12 protein-coding genes are annotated in these 15335 nt (G+C 66.8%); 5 read left to right on the top strand and 7 right to left on the bottom strand.

The window, feature by feature from the left end:
• Positions 1-1277: 1277 nt before the first annotated feature.
• Positions 1278-2783: an Asp-tRNA(Asn)/Glu-tRNA(Gln) amidotransferase subunit GatB gene (gatB, locus tag E5A73_RS15315; RefSeq protein ID WP_135964719.1), complete on the bottom strand. Its 1506-nt coding sequence runs from the start codon at positions 2781-2783 to the stop codon at positions 1278-1280.
• An 86-nt stretch (positions 2784-2869) separates the two neighbouring features.
• Here gatB and E5A73_RS15310 point away from each other — a divergent pair, with 86 nt between their 5' ends.
• The gene (locus E5A73_RS15310; protein ID WP_135964718.1) at positions 2870-3961 is read left to right on the top strand and encodes an acyltransferase family protein; all 1092 of its coding nucleotides are present in this window, start codon (positions 2870-2872) and stop codon (positions 3959-3961) included.
• Here E5A73_RS15310 and gatA read toward each other — a convergent pair.
• Together gatA and gatC are read right to left on the bottom strand one after the other, a co-directional pair.
• On the bottom strand, positions 3933-5414 hold the full coding sequence (gatA, locus tag E5A73_RS15305; protein WP_135964717.1) for an Asp-tRNA(Asn)/Glu-tRNA(Gln) amidotransferase subunit GatA: 1482 nt from the start codon (positions 5412-5414) through the stop codon (positions 3933-3935). The genes E5A73_RS15310 and gatA overlap by 29 nt on opposite strands.
• A gap of 112 nt (positions 5415-5526) precedes the next feature.
• Positions 5527-5814: an Asp-tRNA(Asn)/Glu-tRNA(Gln) amidotransferase subunit GatC gene (gene gatC, locus E5A73_RS15300; protein ID WP_135964716.1), complete on the bottom strand. Its 288-nt coding sequence runs from the start codon at positions 5812-5814 to the stop codon at positions 5527-5529.
• Between the two features lie 162 nt (positions 5815-5976).
• Here gatC and E5A73_RS15295 point away from each other — a divergent pair, with 162 nt between their 5' ends.
• Together E5A73_RS15295 and ruvX are read left to right on the top strand one after the other, a co-directional pair.
• Positions 5977-7080: a DUF3089 domain-containing protein gene (locus tag E5A73_RS15295; protein ID WP_135964715.1), complete on the top strand. Its 1104-nt coding sequence runs from the start codon at positions 5977-5979 to the stop codon at positions 7078-7080.
• Positions 7077-7538, top strand: coding sequence for a Holliday junction resolvase RuvX (gene ruvX / locus E5A73_RS15290; RefSeq protein WP_135964714.1), 462 nt, complete (start codon positions 7077-7079; stop codon positions 7536-7538). The genes E5A73_RS15295 and ruvX overlap by 4 nt, the downstream gene beginning before the upstream one ends.
• Before the next feature lie 46 nt (positions 7539-7584).
• Here the strand turns inward: ruvX and E5A73_RS15285 are convergent, their stop codons facing one another.
• Positions 7585-9768: a M48 family metallopeptidase gene (locus E5A73_RS15285; protein WP_135964713.1), complete on the bottom strand. Its 2184-nt coding sequence runs from the start codon at positions 9766-9768 to the stop codon at positions 7585-7587.
• 129 nt (positions 9769-9897) lie between these two features.
• Between E5A73_RS15285 and E5A73_RS15280 the strand changes: the two genes are divergently transcribed.
• The gene (locus E5A73_RS15280) at positions 9898-10887 is read left to right on the top strand and encodes an aspartate carbamoyltransferase catalytic subunit (RefSeq protein ID WP_135964712.1); all 990 of its coding nucleotides are present in this window, start codon (positions 9898-9900) and stop codon (positions 10885-10887) included.
• Positions 10884-12104, top strand: coding sequence for a dihydroorotase (locus tag E5A73_RS15275; protein WP_135964711.1), 1221 nt, complete (start codon positions 10884-10886; stop codon positions 12102-12104). The genes E5A73_RS15280 and E5A73_RS15275 overlap by 4 nt, the downstream gene beginning before the upstream one ends.
• Before the next feature lie 350 nt (positions 12105-12454).
• Here the strand turns inward: E5A73_RS15275 and E5A73_RS15270 are convergent, their stop codons facing one another.
• Genes E5A73_RS15270 through E5A73_RS15260 form a run of 3 tightly spaced genes read right to left on the bottom strand, consistent with a single transcriptional unit; the run spans position 12455 to position 15163 of the window.
• Positions 12455-13825 carry an SPOR domain-containing protein gene (locus E5A73_RS15270; protein WP_135964710.1) on the bottom strand — a complete coding sequence of 457 codons (1371 nt, stop codon included), beginning with the start codon at positions 13823-13825 and terminating at the stop codon, positions 12455-12457.
• Positions 13826-13836: 11 nt separating this feature from the next.
• The gene (locus E5A73_RS15265; RefSeq protein ID WP_135964709.1) at positions 13837-14439 is read right to left on the bottom strand and encodes a hypothetical protein; all 603 of its coding nucleotides are present in this window, start codon (positions 14437-14439) and stop codon (positions 13837-13839) included.
• 10 nt (positions 14440-14449) lie between these two features.
• A complete protein-coding gene (locus tag E5A73_RS15260; RefSeq protein WP_135964708.1) occupies positions 14450-15163 on the bottom strand; it encodes a ParA family protein in 714 nt (237 codons plus the stop codon).
• Positions 15164-15335: the final 172 nt, after the last annotated feature.

Raw genomic sequence — 15335 nt, 5'->3', positions numbered from 1 at the left:
TTCGCACGAGCACGATGAGAATGGGCATTACGATGTCAAAGAACTTGACGATGCTGTCACGCGAAATCCTACATTACAAGCATGTCCGAGAATGGGGTGGTTTGCTATCGGTCCGCTTTGTCGAAGCGAACGTCCATAAGCGAACGTTCGTCCATCCGAGCGTAGCGACTGCGCTGTCCCCAGTTGCTGACAATGGTCCAACGGAGGTGCCCGGCAGGATCGGATCAGGCGTACAACCGAGATGACGCTACAAGGTGCCGGGAACGAGATGTAACAAGTCTTGGTCAACTGAATACAGAAACCAGCCGATTGCAAGTTCATCGCGCTAAATTCTGTTTAGCCCGGTATATAGACCGAGACGTGTTCCGAACCCTTGTCTACCTGGACATGGTAATATCCGCCGTACTCCCCACCTTGCTCCTCAAGCTCGCAAGCACTTAGACTTCGTACTTGGCAGAAGTATTTACCTGCTACCAGCGGGTAATCGGCTGGATCATCGAGAAACCATGCTGTTGTTAGGTTCATCCGGGGACCGTGTAATTCCTTAACATACGAAGACACAAACTCACGTCGCGACAGATCCGTCTTCTCTAGAGCGATCGTATCGCTATCCCAATCGTGGCGTCTAAGGGAAACGCCAACAACATCGCGGAAAGGAGCTAGGGCTAGCATTACCCTGCGCAGAGCATCGACAAGCTTGGTAAGCGGCACCTGGATCTCACAAGCAGGCCGCCAAACGAGCGGGATTAGTTCGTAAGTAGAATGAACCCGCCACGCGCAAGGAGCAAGCTGCATAGCGGAAGTCATTGGACCGAGCGGGACTGGTCTAATGACGAAACCAGTTTCCGTCGCGAACTCGACCAAGATTTCCGAGTCGGAGAGCGCGAAATGAGTGTGTAACAGAGTCACGGCCAGCTGAGTCGGTAGTCCAGACGACGCAATCGCACAAAGACCTTTCGAAACCGCATCGATCAAAAAGTCGTCTTTCTGATCAATAGTTTGACTAACATCAGGCAATCTAATGTGAGCTGACGCAGCCCCTACACAGCGTTCGAACTGCATATCGCTTAACCTCCAGAATACCACAAAGTTTACACCCAGAGTGCAGTCGTGGCTAATGTTATTAGAAAGAAGGCCTGCGCTTCCGCTGCAATCTCAATAATGTTACTCAGCATTCGACCTAATTTGAGCCGAAACCTTGCGTTTTCCGAACGGCTGATTTGGGAAGCTAGGTGATCAACCTGAACGTCTGCGACTGGGGCGCAAGCTGCCTTCCCCTACCCCGCCAACGCCTTCTTCAACAACTCGTTGACCACCGCGGGATTGGCCTTCCCCGCCATCGCCTTCATCGTCTGGCCGACGAAGAAGCCGAACAACGCCTCCTTGCCGCCGCGATACTGCTCGAGCTGGTTCGGGTTCTTCGCGAGCACCTCGGCGATGACCGCCTCGATCGCGCCGGTGTCGCTGGTCTGCTTGAGCCCGCGATCCTCGACGATCTTGCCAGCGCCGTCGCCGGTGTCGAGCATGATCTCGAACACCTGCTTGGCCAGCGGTCCCGAGATTGTCCCATCGGCGACCAAGGCCAGCAATTCGGCGCCCTGCACCGGGCTCACCGGGCTCTCGTCCAGATCCTTGCTGAGCCGGTTGAGCGCGCCGTACAGGTCCGAGATCAGCCAGTTCGCCGCCGGCCGCGCGACTTCCTGCTCGCCTTTGGCCTGCACCCGCGCCGATTCGGCCAGCAGCGCCTCGAACCAGCGCGCGGTCTCGGCATCGGCAGTGAGCACCGCGGCATTGTACGCGCTCAGCCCGAGATCGCTTTCGTAGCGGCGGCGCTTGGCGTCGGGCAGTTCGGGCAGGCTCGCCTGGCACGCGTCGAGGAACGCGTCGTCGAGCACCAGAGGCAGCAGGTCGGGATCGGGGAAATAGCGATAATCGTGTGCGTCCTCCTTCGAGCGCATCGACCGCGTCTCGCCGCGATCGGGGTCGAACAGCCGCGTCTCCTGGACGATCCGCCCGCCGCTCTCCAGAACCTCGACCTGGCGCCGCGCCTCATATTCGATCGCCGCCATCACGAAGCGCACCGAATTGACGTTCTTGGTCTCGGTACGCGTGCCGAGTTCGTCGCCCGGCTTGCGCACGCTGACATTGACGTCGGCGCGCATCGAGCCTTCTTCCATGTTGCCGTCGCAACTGCCGACATAGCGCAGGATCGAGCGCAGCTTCTTGACATACGCCCCTGCCTCGGCGGGCGAAGCCATGTCCGGCCGGCTGACGATCTCCATCAGCGCGACGCCCGCGCGATTGAGATCGACATAGCTCCGCGTCGGATGCTGGTCGTGCATCAGCTTGCCGGCATCCTGCTCGATATGGATGCGCTCGATCCCGATTTCCTTGGTGAAGGCCTCGGGGTCCTTCTCGTCGAGGCTGATCTCGAGCCGCCCCTCGCCGACGATCGGGTGGTAGAGCTGGCTGATCTGATAGCCCTGCGGCAAATCGGCGTAGAAATAATTCTTCCGGTCGAACCGCGAATATTTGTTGATCACCGCGCCCAGCGCCATTCCGGTGCGCACTGCCTGGCGGATGCATTCCTTATTCGGCGTCGGCAGCATGCCGGGCATCGCCGCGTCGATCAGCGAAACCTGGCTGTTGGGCTCGGCACCGAATTCGGTCGACGCGCCCGAAAAGAGCTTGGCGTTGGAGGTGACCTGCGCGTGCACCTCGAGGCCGATCACGACCTCCCATTCGCCGGTGTCGCCGTGGATGCGGTAGCTGGAATCGTTCATGTGGCCCCGCTAGCACGAGCCGGCCCTTCGCCGCCAGCACCCTCGGCACCGCTTTGTTAACTGACTTTGTGGCAATCGGGCGAGCGATGGACGCGCCGCAGACCGACCGCCTAATCGCACTCGATCTCCTGCGCGGATTGGCGGCGCTGGCGATCGTCACGCGGCATTTTCCGTGGCCGGGCGACGAAGTCGGCTTCCTGCCGCGCGACTATCTCGCAGTCGACCTGTTCTTCGTGCTCAGTGGATTCGTGCTGGCGCGGGCCTGGTGGCCGCGGCTGTCGCAAGGCGAGGGACAAGCACGCTTCCTGCTCGATCGGCTGATCCGGCTCTATCCGCTCTATCTGCTGGCTACGTTGCTCGCCGCGGCGATCGCGCTGGCAAACGGCACGCCTGTGGGCACCTGGGCGATCGCGCTGGGCGCGAACCTGCTGTTCCTCCCCGCCCCGCCCGATCCGGCAACGGGCATAAACCTTTTCCCGTTCGTCTATCCGGCATGGTCGCTGCTGTGGGAGTTGCTCGCAAACCTGGTACTCGCGCTCGTCGCTTTCCGGCTGCGGGGCCCGCTGCTGCCGGCCATGCTGCTGACCGGCGCGCTGCTGCTGGCGACTACGGCGCAGCAGCTCGGATCGCTCGACGCGGGGCCGCGGTGGAGCGATTTCGTTGGCGGCGGCTTTCGCGTGCTCTATGGCTTCTTCGCCGGCGTGGCGCTGTGCTGGCTGCATTCCCGCTTCCCGACGCGAATCGCCGCATTGCCCGACTGGCTCATCGGCCTGGCCTTGCTCGCAATATTCGCGCCGGCGACAGAATGGGCGTTCGGCGCCGCCTACGACTTCATCGCCGCCACCCTGTTCTTCCCCTTGCTCGTGCTGCTCGGCGCAAATGCGCACACGACGCCGCTGTCCCGACGCATCGGCGCGGGGCTGGGCGGCCTCTCCTACGGACTCTACGTCCTCCACCAGCCCGTGGTGCAGTTCGCGACGATGCTGCTTCCCACCGAGCAAATCGGCGCGTCGGGCGTCATCGGTCTCGCCGCGCTCGTCCTCGTCACGCTCGCGGTCTCATGGGCAGCGACGCGCTGGATCGACACGCCGGTGCGATGCTGGACTCGCCGACGGCTCCGCGCTCAGCGGAGCAGCGCTGCGCCGATCGTCACCACCAGCTCTGCGGCCGCGCCGTAAAGCCCGCGCGCTCCTCGATCGCCAGCCCGGCGTCGAGCACGCCCTGCTCGTCGAGCGGCTTGCCGATGATCTGCAGCCCGAGCGGCAGGCCACCCTTGTCGAGCCCGCCGGGCACCGACATCGCCGGCAGCCCCGCGAGCGAGCTCGGCACGGTGAAGACGTCGTTCAGGTACATCGCCAGCGGATCGCCCTTGTCGCCCAGCGCGAACGCGGCGCTCGGCGCGGTCGGGGTGAGCAGCAAGTCGCAATAGGTCCAGGCATTCTCGAAATCGCGCGCGATCAGCGTCCGCACCTTCTGCGCCTGGGTGTAATAAGCGTCGTAGAACCCTGCCGAGAGCACATAGGTGCCGATCAGGATCCGCCGCTTGACCTCCTCGCCGAAGCCGGCGGCGCGGGTGGCGGCGTACATGTCCTGCAAGTTCTGGCCCTCCGCCAGTTCGCGCAGTCCGTAGCGCACGCCGTCATAGCGCGCGAGGTTGGACGAAGCCTCGGCCGGCGCGATGATGTAATACGCCGGCAGCGCATATTTGGTGTGCGGAAGCGACACTTCCACAACCTCAGCGCCAGCGTCCTTCAACCAGTCCACGCCCTGCTGCCACAAGGCCTCGATCTCGGCGGGCATGCCGTCGACACGATATTCCTTGGGAATGCCGATCTTCTTGCCGCGCAGGCTGCCCGACAGGCTGGCTTCCCATTTGGGCACCGCCAGCTCGAGCGACGTCGAATCCTTGGGATCGAACCCGGCCATGTTCTCGAGCAGGATCGCGCAATCCTGGACCGAACGCGCCATCGGCCCGGCCTGGTCGAGCGACGAGGCGAACGCCACCACGCCCCAGCGCGAGCAGCGGCCATAGGTCGGCTTGATCCCCGAAATGCCGGTGAACGCCGCGGGCTGGCGGATCGAGCCGCCAGTATCGGTGCCGGTCGCGCCGGGGACGATCCGCGCCGCGATCGCCGCCGAGGAGCCGCCCGACGAGCCGCCGGGTGCCAGCGGGGCATTGTCGCCGCCGCCGCGCCGCCACGGCGAGATCACGTTCCCGAAATAGCTGGTCTCGTTCGACGAGCCCATCGCGAACTGGTCCATGTTGAGCTTGCCGAGCATCCCCGCGCCGGCATCCCACAGCCGCTGCGACACAGTCGATTCGTAGACCGGCTTGAAGCCCTCGAGGATGTGGCTAGCGGCGGTGGTCTGGAAGCCCTTGGTGGCGAACAGATCCTTCATGCCGATCGGCACACCGGCGAGCGGCTTGAGCGTCTCGCCCGCGGCGCGCGCGGCGTCCGCCTCCTTGGCTGCGGCGAGGGCATGGTCGGGGGTCTCGACGATGAACGCATTGAGCGCCTTCGCCTTGCTCACCTTGACCACGAACGCGTCGGCGACTTCGCGCGCCGAGAAGGTCCCCAGGCGGATGCCGTCGCGCAGCTGCGCAATGCCGAGATCGGTTACGTCGGTCACTTAACTTCCCCGTTCGTGCTGAGCTTGTCGAAGCACGGGGTGCCGCGCGCGGTAACGCTGGTGGAGAGCTGCCCTTCGACAAGCTCAGGGCGAACGGTGGAGTTTGTGGTCATCATTCGACCACCTTCGGCACGGTGAAGAAGCCGTGTTCGCCCTGCGGCGCGTTCTGGAGAATGGCGTCGCGCTGCTTGCCCTCGGTCACCACGTCCTCGCGCAGGCGCAGCGTGTTGGGGATCACCGCCGTGGTCGGCTCGACACTCGACGTGTCGACCTCACTTAATTGCTCGATCCAGCCAAGGATGTTGTTGAGCTCGGGCGCAAGGCGCTCGGCATCCGAATCGCTGATCGCGATCCGGGCGAGGCTAGCCACTTTCTTTACGGTTGCAGTATCTACGGACATGACGGCGCGACTATCAGCCGCGCCCCCGGCCTTCAAGCATTGCTGTTCGAATGCGTCGCCCGCCGGCGTGTCAACGCAGTTGCATCCGCGACAGGCGTGCGCGACAGGAACGCGGGTTGCAGCGACCTCACCCCGATGCCGCTCGCACAACGGAGAGCGTGCTTGGCCCGTAAGTTCCTCTATCTCGTCGTCGTCCTCGTCGTGCTCGCGCTCGCCGCGCTCTTTGCCTATCGTTTTTACGGCGTGGAGATAATGCGGCGGACCATGGTGCCTTCGGGCGAGGTGGTGGCGCTCGCCCCGCCCGAACGCGGTGCCTATGCCCATGCCGACATGTGGATCGCGCGGCCCGACAAGCCGGGCAACCCGGCTTCGTGGACGCCGCAGGGCTATGCCCCCGCCACCAAACCGCCCGCCGCGGTGTTTTTCGTCCATCCGACGTCGTTCGTCGACACGACGACGTGGAACGCCCCGCTCGACAATCAGGATGCCAACAACCGCGCCGCCTTGTTCTTGCGCGGCCAGGCGAGTGCGTTCAATTCGATCGGCGCGATCTGGGCGCCGCGCTATCGTCAGGCCACCTTCGGCGCCTTCCTCACCAGCAAGGCGAGCGCGCGGCAGGCACTCGATTTCGCCTATCGCGACGTCCTGACTGCCTTCGACCAGTTCGTCACCGAGGCGGGCGAGCGGCCGATCATCCTCGCCGGCCACAGCCAGGGCGCGCTTCATCTGTCGCGCCTGCTCGTCGATCGGATCGCCGGAAAGCCGATCGCGAAGCGCATCGTCGCTGCCTATGTCGTCGGCTGGCCGGTCTCGATCTCCGCAGATCTCCCCAAAATGGGCCTCCCTGCCTGCGCACGCGCCGACCAGGCGGGGTGCATTCTGTCCTGGCAGAGCTTCTCCGAGCCCGCCGATCCATCGCTGATCGTCGACACGTTCGACGCGACCACCGGCTTCACCGGCAAGCCGCGCGCAGGCACGCCGATGGTCTGCACCAATCCGATTACCGGTCAGCCGGGCGACGCCGCCCCCGCCGAGGCCAATCTCGGCACGCTGATCCCCGACGCGAACTTCCAGTCGGCGCAGCTGGTGGCCGGCCGAGTACCCGCCCGCTGCGAGGGCCGCGGCTTCCTCACGATCGGGAACGACCCGCCCGATTTCGGCCAATATGTCCTGCCGGGCAACAATTACCATGTGTTCGACTACAGCCTGTTCTGGGCGAACGTGCGCCAGGATGCCGAGCGGCGGCTGGCGGCGTACGGCAAGTGATTACCACCCTCCCCGCCGACTTCCGCGCCGCGCTGCCTTCGGGCGGGCGCCTGCTCGGGCTCGATGTCGGCACCAAGACGATCGGCACGGCCTTGTGCGACGCCGGCTGGAGCTTCGCCAGCCCAGCCCTGCTGATTCGCCGCACCAAATTCACCAAGGACAAGGCAGCGCTGGCCGAGCTGATCACCAGGCAGCAGGTGAAGGGCCTCGTCATCGGCCTGCCGCTCAATCTCGACGGCACCGACAGTCCACGCACCCAGTCGACTCGCGCCTTTGCCCGCAACCTCGACGATATCGGCCTGCCGATCCTGCTCTCCGACGAGCGTTGGTCGACCGTGGCGGTCGAGCGCACGCTGATCGAACAGGATTTCAGCCGCGCCCGCCGTGCCGACATGATCGACAACATGGCCGCGGCGCACATCCTCCAGGGCGCGATTGACGGGCTCGTCAACGTTTGAGGGGGCGTTGTGCTATCGAACGCCCCTCCCTGCAAGGGAGGGGCGTTCAGCCCGGCTGAGTGTCGATATGCGCCGCGCCCGCGTCCTGCTGCTCCAGAACCCAGCGCGCATGGTCGGCCATCCGATACCGCTCGATCAGCTCGGCAAAGGCCTGCGCGGTCATCTTGTTGCGCAAGCGCCGGGAGGCGATCTCGACCTTGTGCTGCTTGCGGCTGATCTTGGCGCGCCGAAACCCCTTGGCGCGCCCAGGCAGCGCCGCGTCGGAGGTCAGGAACACGCTGAACCGCAACCCGTTGCTGTTGGCGGCGCCGCCGACCACTTGATAGCCGACCTGTTCGATTTCGCGCCACGACAGCGGCCGATCGACTCCGTCGAGCACCAGCGTATCCGGGTGAAGCGTGACGAAGGGCTTCTCGCCGCGAATCAGCAACTTTGCCCCGACGACGAGGAAGACCAGCGCAACCAGGCCGGCGCCCCCGGCGATCAGATTGGCGCCCTCGGGGAATTGCGCCTCCTGGAGCTTCACCCCGATCGCCATCGCCGCGAAGATCACGCCGCCGACGGTAAGCGCCCATCCTCCGGCCTTGGTGCTGTCGCAGACCAGCATGGCCTCGGCGTCGACCGCAGCTGCCGCGGTTTCCAGCGATTCGCGATGCGCGCGGTGCGCCTCGCGCGCGCCGCCGGTGAAGTCGGCGGTCAGATCGCCGAACAATTGGTCCGGCGCGGCGAACAGCGCCCGGACCCGTGCCATCGCGTCCGCGGCGGGCGGCGCGGTGACTTCGGCGAGCAGCGCCGGACACGGTGTCACCCCCAAAGCGGCGAGGCGCTGGTGCCGGGGCGGATGCGTGTCGGTCGGGTGCGCCTGGGGCGGCTCCTCGATTCCTGACGGATCGTCGAGACCATGTTCCCACGCCCGATCGAGCGTCGCCGCGACCAGATCGGCCGGTGCCGTCTCGGGATGGTGGAATGCGTCGCCCAGCGTCTCGGCGATGCGGCCCTCGACGGCGTCGGTCCGCAATAGCGCGCGCGCCTGCGCTTCGGGCGAGGTGATGCGGGCGCCGGCCTCGTCCGCGGCGAATTCGCGCAGCCGGCTCCAGTGCAGCACTGCGCGATCGAACCGCTCCATCACGAACAGCCCGAGTTCGACCGCGGGACGCGTGATCAATCCGTCCGAACCATCCGCGCCCCGTCCGGCGAGGACCATCGCTGCGAGCGAGCGGTTCACCCCGGCATAGATCGGGACGAAGCGCAGGCTGTATTCGGTGTCGCCGCCGGTGAAATGGCCGAGCTCGTGGCCGATGATCGCCTCGGCCTCGTCCTGGCGGAGCAGCGGCAGATAAGGCAGCGGCAGATAGAGCGTGCGGCCTTCGAACCGCTCGCCGCCCGGCGACAGCAATTTGGGGCCAGAGGTGACGAAGAAGCCGCGCGTCAACCCGACGACGATCTGGTCCGGGAGCAGCGCGCGCAGCCGATCGGCCAGTCCGTCGATCCATTGCCACAGCCCCGGCGCTTCACTGCGCGAGACGCTGCGGCCGTCGATCTCGAGCGGATCGGGCTCGAACAGCGCCAGCGTGTGGCGCAGATTGAACACTGCCTTGCCCGCAGTCCACAGCGAGAATCCCATCACGACGACCGCGATCAGCATCAGCTTCATGTCGCCGGTGCCGGGATTGTCGAGCTCGGCCAGCGGCGCGGCTTCGAAGGCGACAGCGGCGACGACGCCGACGGCGGTCAGCACGACCTGCAGGCCGAGCACTGGCGGCAGCGCGCGCCGGACGAGGCCGAAGCCGCGCTCCAGCGCGTCGCGCGACTGGCGGCCGGCCCAGCCCAACGCCATCGAGCCGAGCAGCAACAGCAGCGAAATCGCGAAGACCAAGGCCGCGCAGACGATCACCACCGGCGGCAGAGTGTTGCGGATATTCTCGACGAAGGTCGCACGATCGAGCCGGCTCAATTCTTCTCGGGCGAGGCCCACCGCCGCTTCGCCGACATAGACGCGGCCGTCCATCCGGATTTGCGCATCGAACGCGATCTTCCCTTCGGCGCTCGCCGCGCGCGTCGCCGCCTCGAGGTCGGCGAGCGCTGCCGCGACCTCGGCGCGCCTGGCCGCGTTCTCGGCCAGCTGCGCGGGTGCGCGCTGCTGCTCCCAGATCCCCAGCCCCAATACCGCCAGCGGCAGGATCAACGTCGTCAGGACGAGAATCAGCGTTTCACGAATCCGGCTCGACACATCTGCCCCCTCTTCGGCGAATCCGATCTCTGCGTAGCGGATGCCCGAGCCTCCCGACAACCATGTGACGCCGGCCGGATATCTGCGGGTCTTGCCCCCTCGCCGCCGCGTCGCTACGCCGCAGCTTTAATGCATGCCTCCGATCACAGCCCCGCGGCGCAGCTACCCGGCCGCGCCGCCTTCCCGCACCGGCATCTGACCGGAATCGCCGGGCTCCAGCCGCACGAAATCGTCTTCCTGCTCGACGAAGCCGAGCAATGGGTCGAAGTCAACCGCAGCCGCGCCAAGAGCGACAAGCGCCTCGAAGGCCTCACCCAGATCAACGCGTTCTTCGAGAATTCGACACGGACTTTGCTGTCGTTCGAGATCGCCGGCAAGCGCCTCGGCGCCGACGTCGTCAACATGCACGCCGCGCAGTCGAGCGTGAAGAAGGGCGAGACGCTGATCGACACCGCGGTGACGCTCAACGCGATGCGCGCCGACGTCATCGTCATCCGCCATATGAGCTCGGGCGCGGTCGACCTGATCGCGCAGAAAGTCGATTGCCCGGTGCTCAACGCCGGCGACGGCTGGCACGAACACCCTACCCAGGCGCTGCTCGACGCGCTCACCATCCGCCGCCGCCGCGGCAGCGTCGCCGGCCAGCGCGTAGTGATCTGCGGCGACATCCTTCACAGCCGCGTCGCGCGCTCGAACATGCTGGCGCTGACTGCGCTTGCCGCCGAGGTCCGCGTCGTCGCCCCGTCGACGCTGATGCCCGCCGCGATCGAGCGGATGTATGTCCAGCCCTTCACCGATTTCGACGCCGCGCTCGAAGGCGCCGACGTGGTGATGATGCTGCGCGTCCAGAACGAGCGGATGGCGGGCGGCTACATCCCCTCCACCCGCGAATTCCACATGCGCTACGGCCTCACCCCCGAGCGGCTGGCCCGCGCCCGGCCCGATGCGCTGGTGATGCATCCCGGGCCGATGAACAGGGGAGTCGAGATCGAATCCTCGGTCGCCGATCACCCGACCCGCAGCGCGATCACCGAGCAGGTCGAAATGGGCGTCGCGGTGCGCATGGCGTGCCTTGACGTGCTCACCCGCGCCGAGCGCGGCGTCGAGGGCTGGGCATGAAAACCGCTTTCCTCAACGCGCAGCTCGTCTGCCCGGTCGTCGGCGCGACCGCCGGCAATCTCCTGGTCGACGGCGAGACCATCGCCGCAACCGGCGATTTCGAGATCCCCGCCGATGCCCAGCGCATCGATCTCGCCGGCAAGACCCTCGCCCCCGCGCTGATCGACCTCGGCGTGTTCTCGGTCGACAAGGCCGCCTGCCGCGCCGGCGGGATCGCGCGGGTCGGGCTGATGCCCGATCAGTCGCCGGTGCTCGACGATCCCGGCATCGTCCGCCGCGCCGCCTTGTCGGGCAAGCCCGCGCTCTGGGTCCACCCGCTCGCCGCCGCCACGCGCGGGCTGGAGGGGAACGACCTCGGCGAGATGGCGATCAATGCCTCGGCCGGCGCGCGCGCGGTGGCCACCGGGCGCCGCTGGATCGCGTCCTCGGGCACGATGCGCAAGTTGCTCGCCTATGCGCGCGATTGCGCGCTGGTCGTGGTCGTCCACCCCGAAGACAGCGGACTGACCGAGGGCGCGGTCGCGACCGAAGGCGAGACCGCCACCCGCCACGGCCTCCCCGCTGCCCCCGCCATCGCCGAAGCCCTCGCCGTCGCGCGCGACCTGATGCTCGCCGAAGAGACGCAGGCGCGGATCCATTTCCGCCAGGTCACCACTGCCGCCGCCTTCGACCTGATCCGCGCCGCGAAGCGCCGCGGCGTCGCGGTCACCTGCGGGATCACCCCGGCGCATCTCTTGCTGTCGGACATCGCGATCAGCGATTTCCGCACCTACGCGCGGCTTTCCCCGCCGCTCCGCGACGAAGGCGATCGCCAGGCGGCGCTCGCCGCGGTCAAGGACGGCACGATCGACGTCATCGCCTCGGGCCACGATCCGCGCGGCCCCGAAGCCAAGCGCCTGCCGTTCACCGATGCCGAGCCCGGCATGTCGGGCGCCGAGACCTTGCTCGCGCTGTCGCTCGGGCTGGTGCGCGACAGGCTGATCCCGATCGAACGGCTGTTCGCGCTGCTTGCGGCAAACCCGGCGAAGGTCCTCGGCCTCGCCTCCGGAACGCTCGCCCCCGGCAGCCCCGCCGACCTGATCGTCCTCGATCCCGGCGCGCCGTGGCAGATCGAAGCCGAGCGCATGGTCGCGCGCGCCGGCAACACGCCGTTCGACCGCCTGCCGGTCCAGGGCAAGGTGCTGGCGCTCTACAAGGGCGGCACGCTGATCGACTAGGAGCGCGTATGTGGGGGTTCATCTTCGAGACGCTGTTCGATACGCTGCCCGTCAAGGTGCAGCTCGCCTTGCTGGCCAGCTTCGCCCTGATAGTCGCGCTCATCGTATTCTGGGCGACCCGCGCTTAATTTGACCCAGCTGGTCGGAACCACCCTGTTCCCCGGCGAAGGCCGGGGCCCAGGTTCGGCGGAGTCGCGGTGGGATACCGCAATCCCGAGCGCCCGCAACTGTGCCCCGGCCTTCACCGGGGAACAGAGAGTGCGGGCTCATATTTCGGCTTTTCCATTCAGACCTCAAACGAAAAAGGCCGGAGCGCGAGCCCCGGCCTTTCCGTGACGAAATCGATGGGCTTAGCGCGCGGCCACCTGCGCGCGGCTCCCGCCCTTGACCCAGGCAGCGACGCTGTCGCCCGCAGCAGCGCGCACGAAGCACGCGCCGCCGCTAGTGCGGACCTGCTGGCACAGCGAGGCGGCGTCGCCCCGCGCGAACCCGCCGACCGATAGGCGATAGAAATTGCCCGCTCCGGTCGAGAAATTGACTCCGAGCGGCGTCTCGACCTGCAGCGCCGGAACGCGGCGCGTGTGGCGCGCCCAGGCGTCGCGCGCGACGGCGGCGCTCTCATAGGCGCCGAGCTGGACGTAATAGGTTCCGGGCTTGGCCTTCGATGCCACGACCGGAGCCGGGGCTGCCTCTGCCTTGGCGACGCGCACCGACGCCTTCGGAGCGGCGACGCGCGTCGAAACGACTCGTCCCGCCGGGACCTGCTGGACGACTTCGGCGCGCGGGCCGAACACGATCTGCGGACCTGTGCCGGCCACTTGCTGCAGCTCGGGCTGGGCATCCGCCTGCGGTGCGGCAGCAACTGCGACAGCCGCATCGCTGGCGACCTGCGCTGCACCCTGCGGCACGCCCGGCATGAAGCTATCGACCGGATCGGCGGCCGGCGCGACTGCCGCGACAGCGACGTTCGGCTGCTGCGCCAGCGCCAGCCCGACCGGCTGGCCGCCGTCCTGCACGGCCTCCACGCCGAGCAGCGACGCGACCTGGTCATAGGCATTGGTCGGCCGCGCGAAGCTCGCCCATTGGGTGAGCCGCGCCTGAAGCTGGTCGGGCGAAACGTCCATCGAGGCAAGCTGGCTGGCTTCCGCCCAGCGCCCGGCGAGCGCGAGGCTCAGCGCGAGGTTCTGGCGAGTCTTGGCCGTTGCCGAGGCATCGCGCGCAGCGGGGTTCAGAATGTCGATCGCAGTCACCGGATCGCCCGCGAGCGCGAAGGCAAGCCCGCGATCGCTCGCCGGGATCGTCGCGGCATTCGCCTGGAGCGTCGTGCGCGCGCCGGCCCAATCGCCCTGCGCGATCTTGGCGAGCGCGAGGTTGAGCGCGACACGCCCGTCCTGCGGATTCAACGTCAGTGCGTCGTTCAGCGCCTGCGACGCCGAAGTGAAACGGCCGGCAAGCAGATAGGCCTGGCCCAGCAGCGCGCGATATTCGGCGCTGGCGGGATCGTTGGCAACCGCGGCCTCGGCATGCTGCACCGCTTCGCCGGCCTTGCGCTTGAAGATCGCCTTGCGCGCGTCCTTAGCCTCCGAAGCGGCCTTCTTGGCGTTGGCGCCGTCGCTCGCGAACGCGGCGCTGGTGAAGCCCTGCGTCGCGACCCCGGTCACGGCAACGCCGCCCAGCACGAGTGCCGAGAGGCCGAACTTGATCATCTTGCGGCTGTTCATCGTCATGTCCTTCACCCCGGGAGCCCGGCGGAGTCGATCTGGCTGGCCAGCGCGTCGATACCCCCCAGCGTTTCGAGGAACTGATCGAGGGCTTCGGTTACGAGATGCTGCGCCGAACGGCCGGTCACGGCCGAGGCGAGACGCAGCCGCAAATGGCGCTGCTGGTCGAGGCGCAGCGTGAACGCAGCCTTGGCCTTCTTGGCGGCGACTTCGCGCACCACCTTGGCAAGCGTGACTTCCGAAACCGCGGGCTCGAGCTTGAGCACCGGCTCGCGCTTCATCGGACGGGCGAGCACCAGCGGAGGCTCTGGCTCGGCGACCTCAGGCGCGTCGGCCGCGTCAGGCGCAGGCGCCGCGAGCTGCTCGTCGAGCGCTTCGATCTGGCGGAGCACTTCGGGCTTGGGCGCATCATATGCGTGCTCGACCGGCGCGACATAGGGTGCCGCAACCGGCGCGGGATGGAATTCCTCGCCCATGTCGTTCCAGCCGAGATCTTCCTGCGGACCGGTGTTCATCTGCAGAAATCCCTGCGGACGCATTGCCGGACGCGCCTGGCCCTTGCGGGCGAGCAGGCTCGAGGAGAGCGAAGCGGTCGGCTTGGGGTTGCTGAACATCGCGCGCGCCTCAGCCGACCACGCGGCGGCCGAAGCCACCCGCGCGCGGCGCCTGACCAAACTGGCTGGGCTGCGATGGTGCCGCGAACACGGTGCGGCGGAAATTCTTCTCGAGCCGATCGTAGATATAGGCCCATAGCCCGGCCACTTCGCCGGCAGACTTGCCACGGGGATCGGTTTCCATGACGGTGCGGCCGTCGATCATCGACGAAGCGAAATCGGTGCGGTGATGCAGCGTGATCGGCGCGACGGTGCCGTGCTGCGACAATGCGACCGCGGCTTCGGACGTGATCCGCGCCTTGGGCGTCGCGGCATTGACCACGAAGATCAGCGGCTTGCCGGCGCGCTCGCACAGGTCGACCGTGGCGCCGACGGCGCGCAGATCGTGCGGGCTGGGGCGCGTCGGGATGACGATCAGCTCGGCGACCTGGATCACGCTCTGGATCGCCATCGTGATGGCGGGGGGCGTGTCGATCACCGCGAGGCGAAAGCCCTGCTGACGCAAAACCTCGAGGTCCGCCTGGAGCCGCGCGACCGTGGTCTGCGCGAACGCCGGAAATTCGGTGTCGCGCTCGTTCCACCAGTCGGAGAGCGACCCCTGCGGGTCGATATCGATGAGAACGACGGGCCCGTGGCCAGCCAGCTGTGCCTGCACCGCTAGGTGACCGGACAGCGTGGTCTTTCCAGACCCCCCCTTCTGCGATGCCATCGCCAGAACGCGCATGAACCCCCTCGGTACGTCGATAAGTGCAGCGTCGCTGATGCCATGGGGGTAGATAAGAAGGGGTTAACGCGTTTCGCCGCGGGACGGGTTTTGGTTTCCGCCGCAGTAAGGATATGTTTGCCACTGCCCGGTTAAGTGGCATGTCCTGTTGTCGCGAGGGGCTGGAGCGTGG

Origin of the sequence: Sphingomonas gei (genome assembly GCF_004792685.1) — a bacterium.
GTDB classification, from domain to species: domain Bacteria; phylum Pseudomonadota; class Alphaproteobacteria; order Sphingomonadales; family Sphingomonadaceae; genus Sphingomonas; species Sphingomonas gei.
Note: the sequence above shows the minus strand (reverse complement) of the source record. Positions and strands in the feature narration are given on the sequence as shown.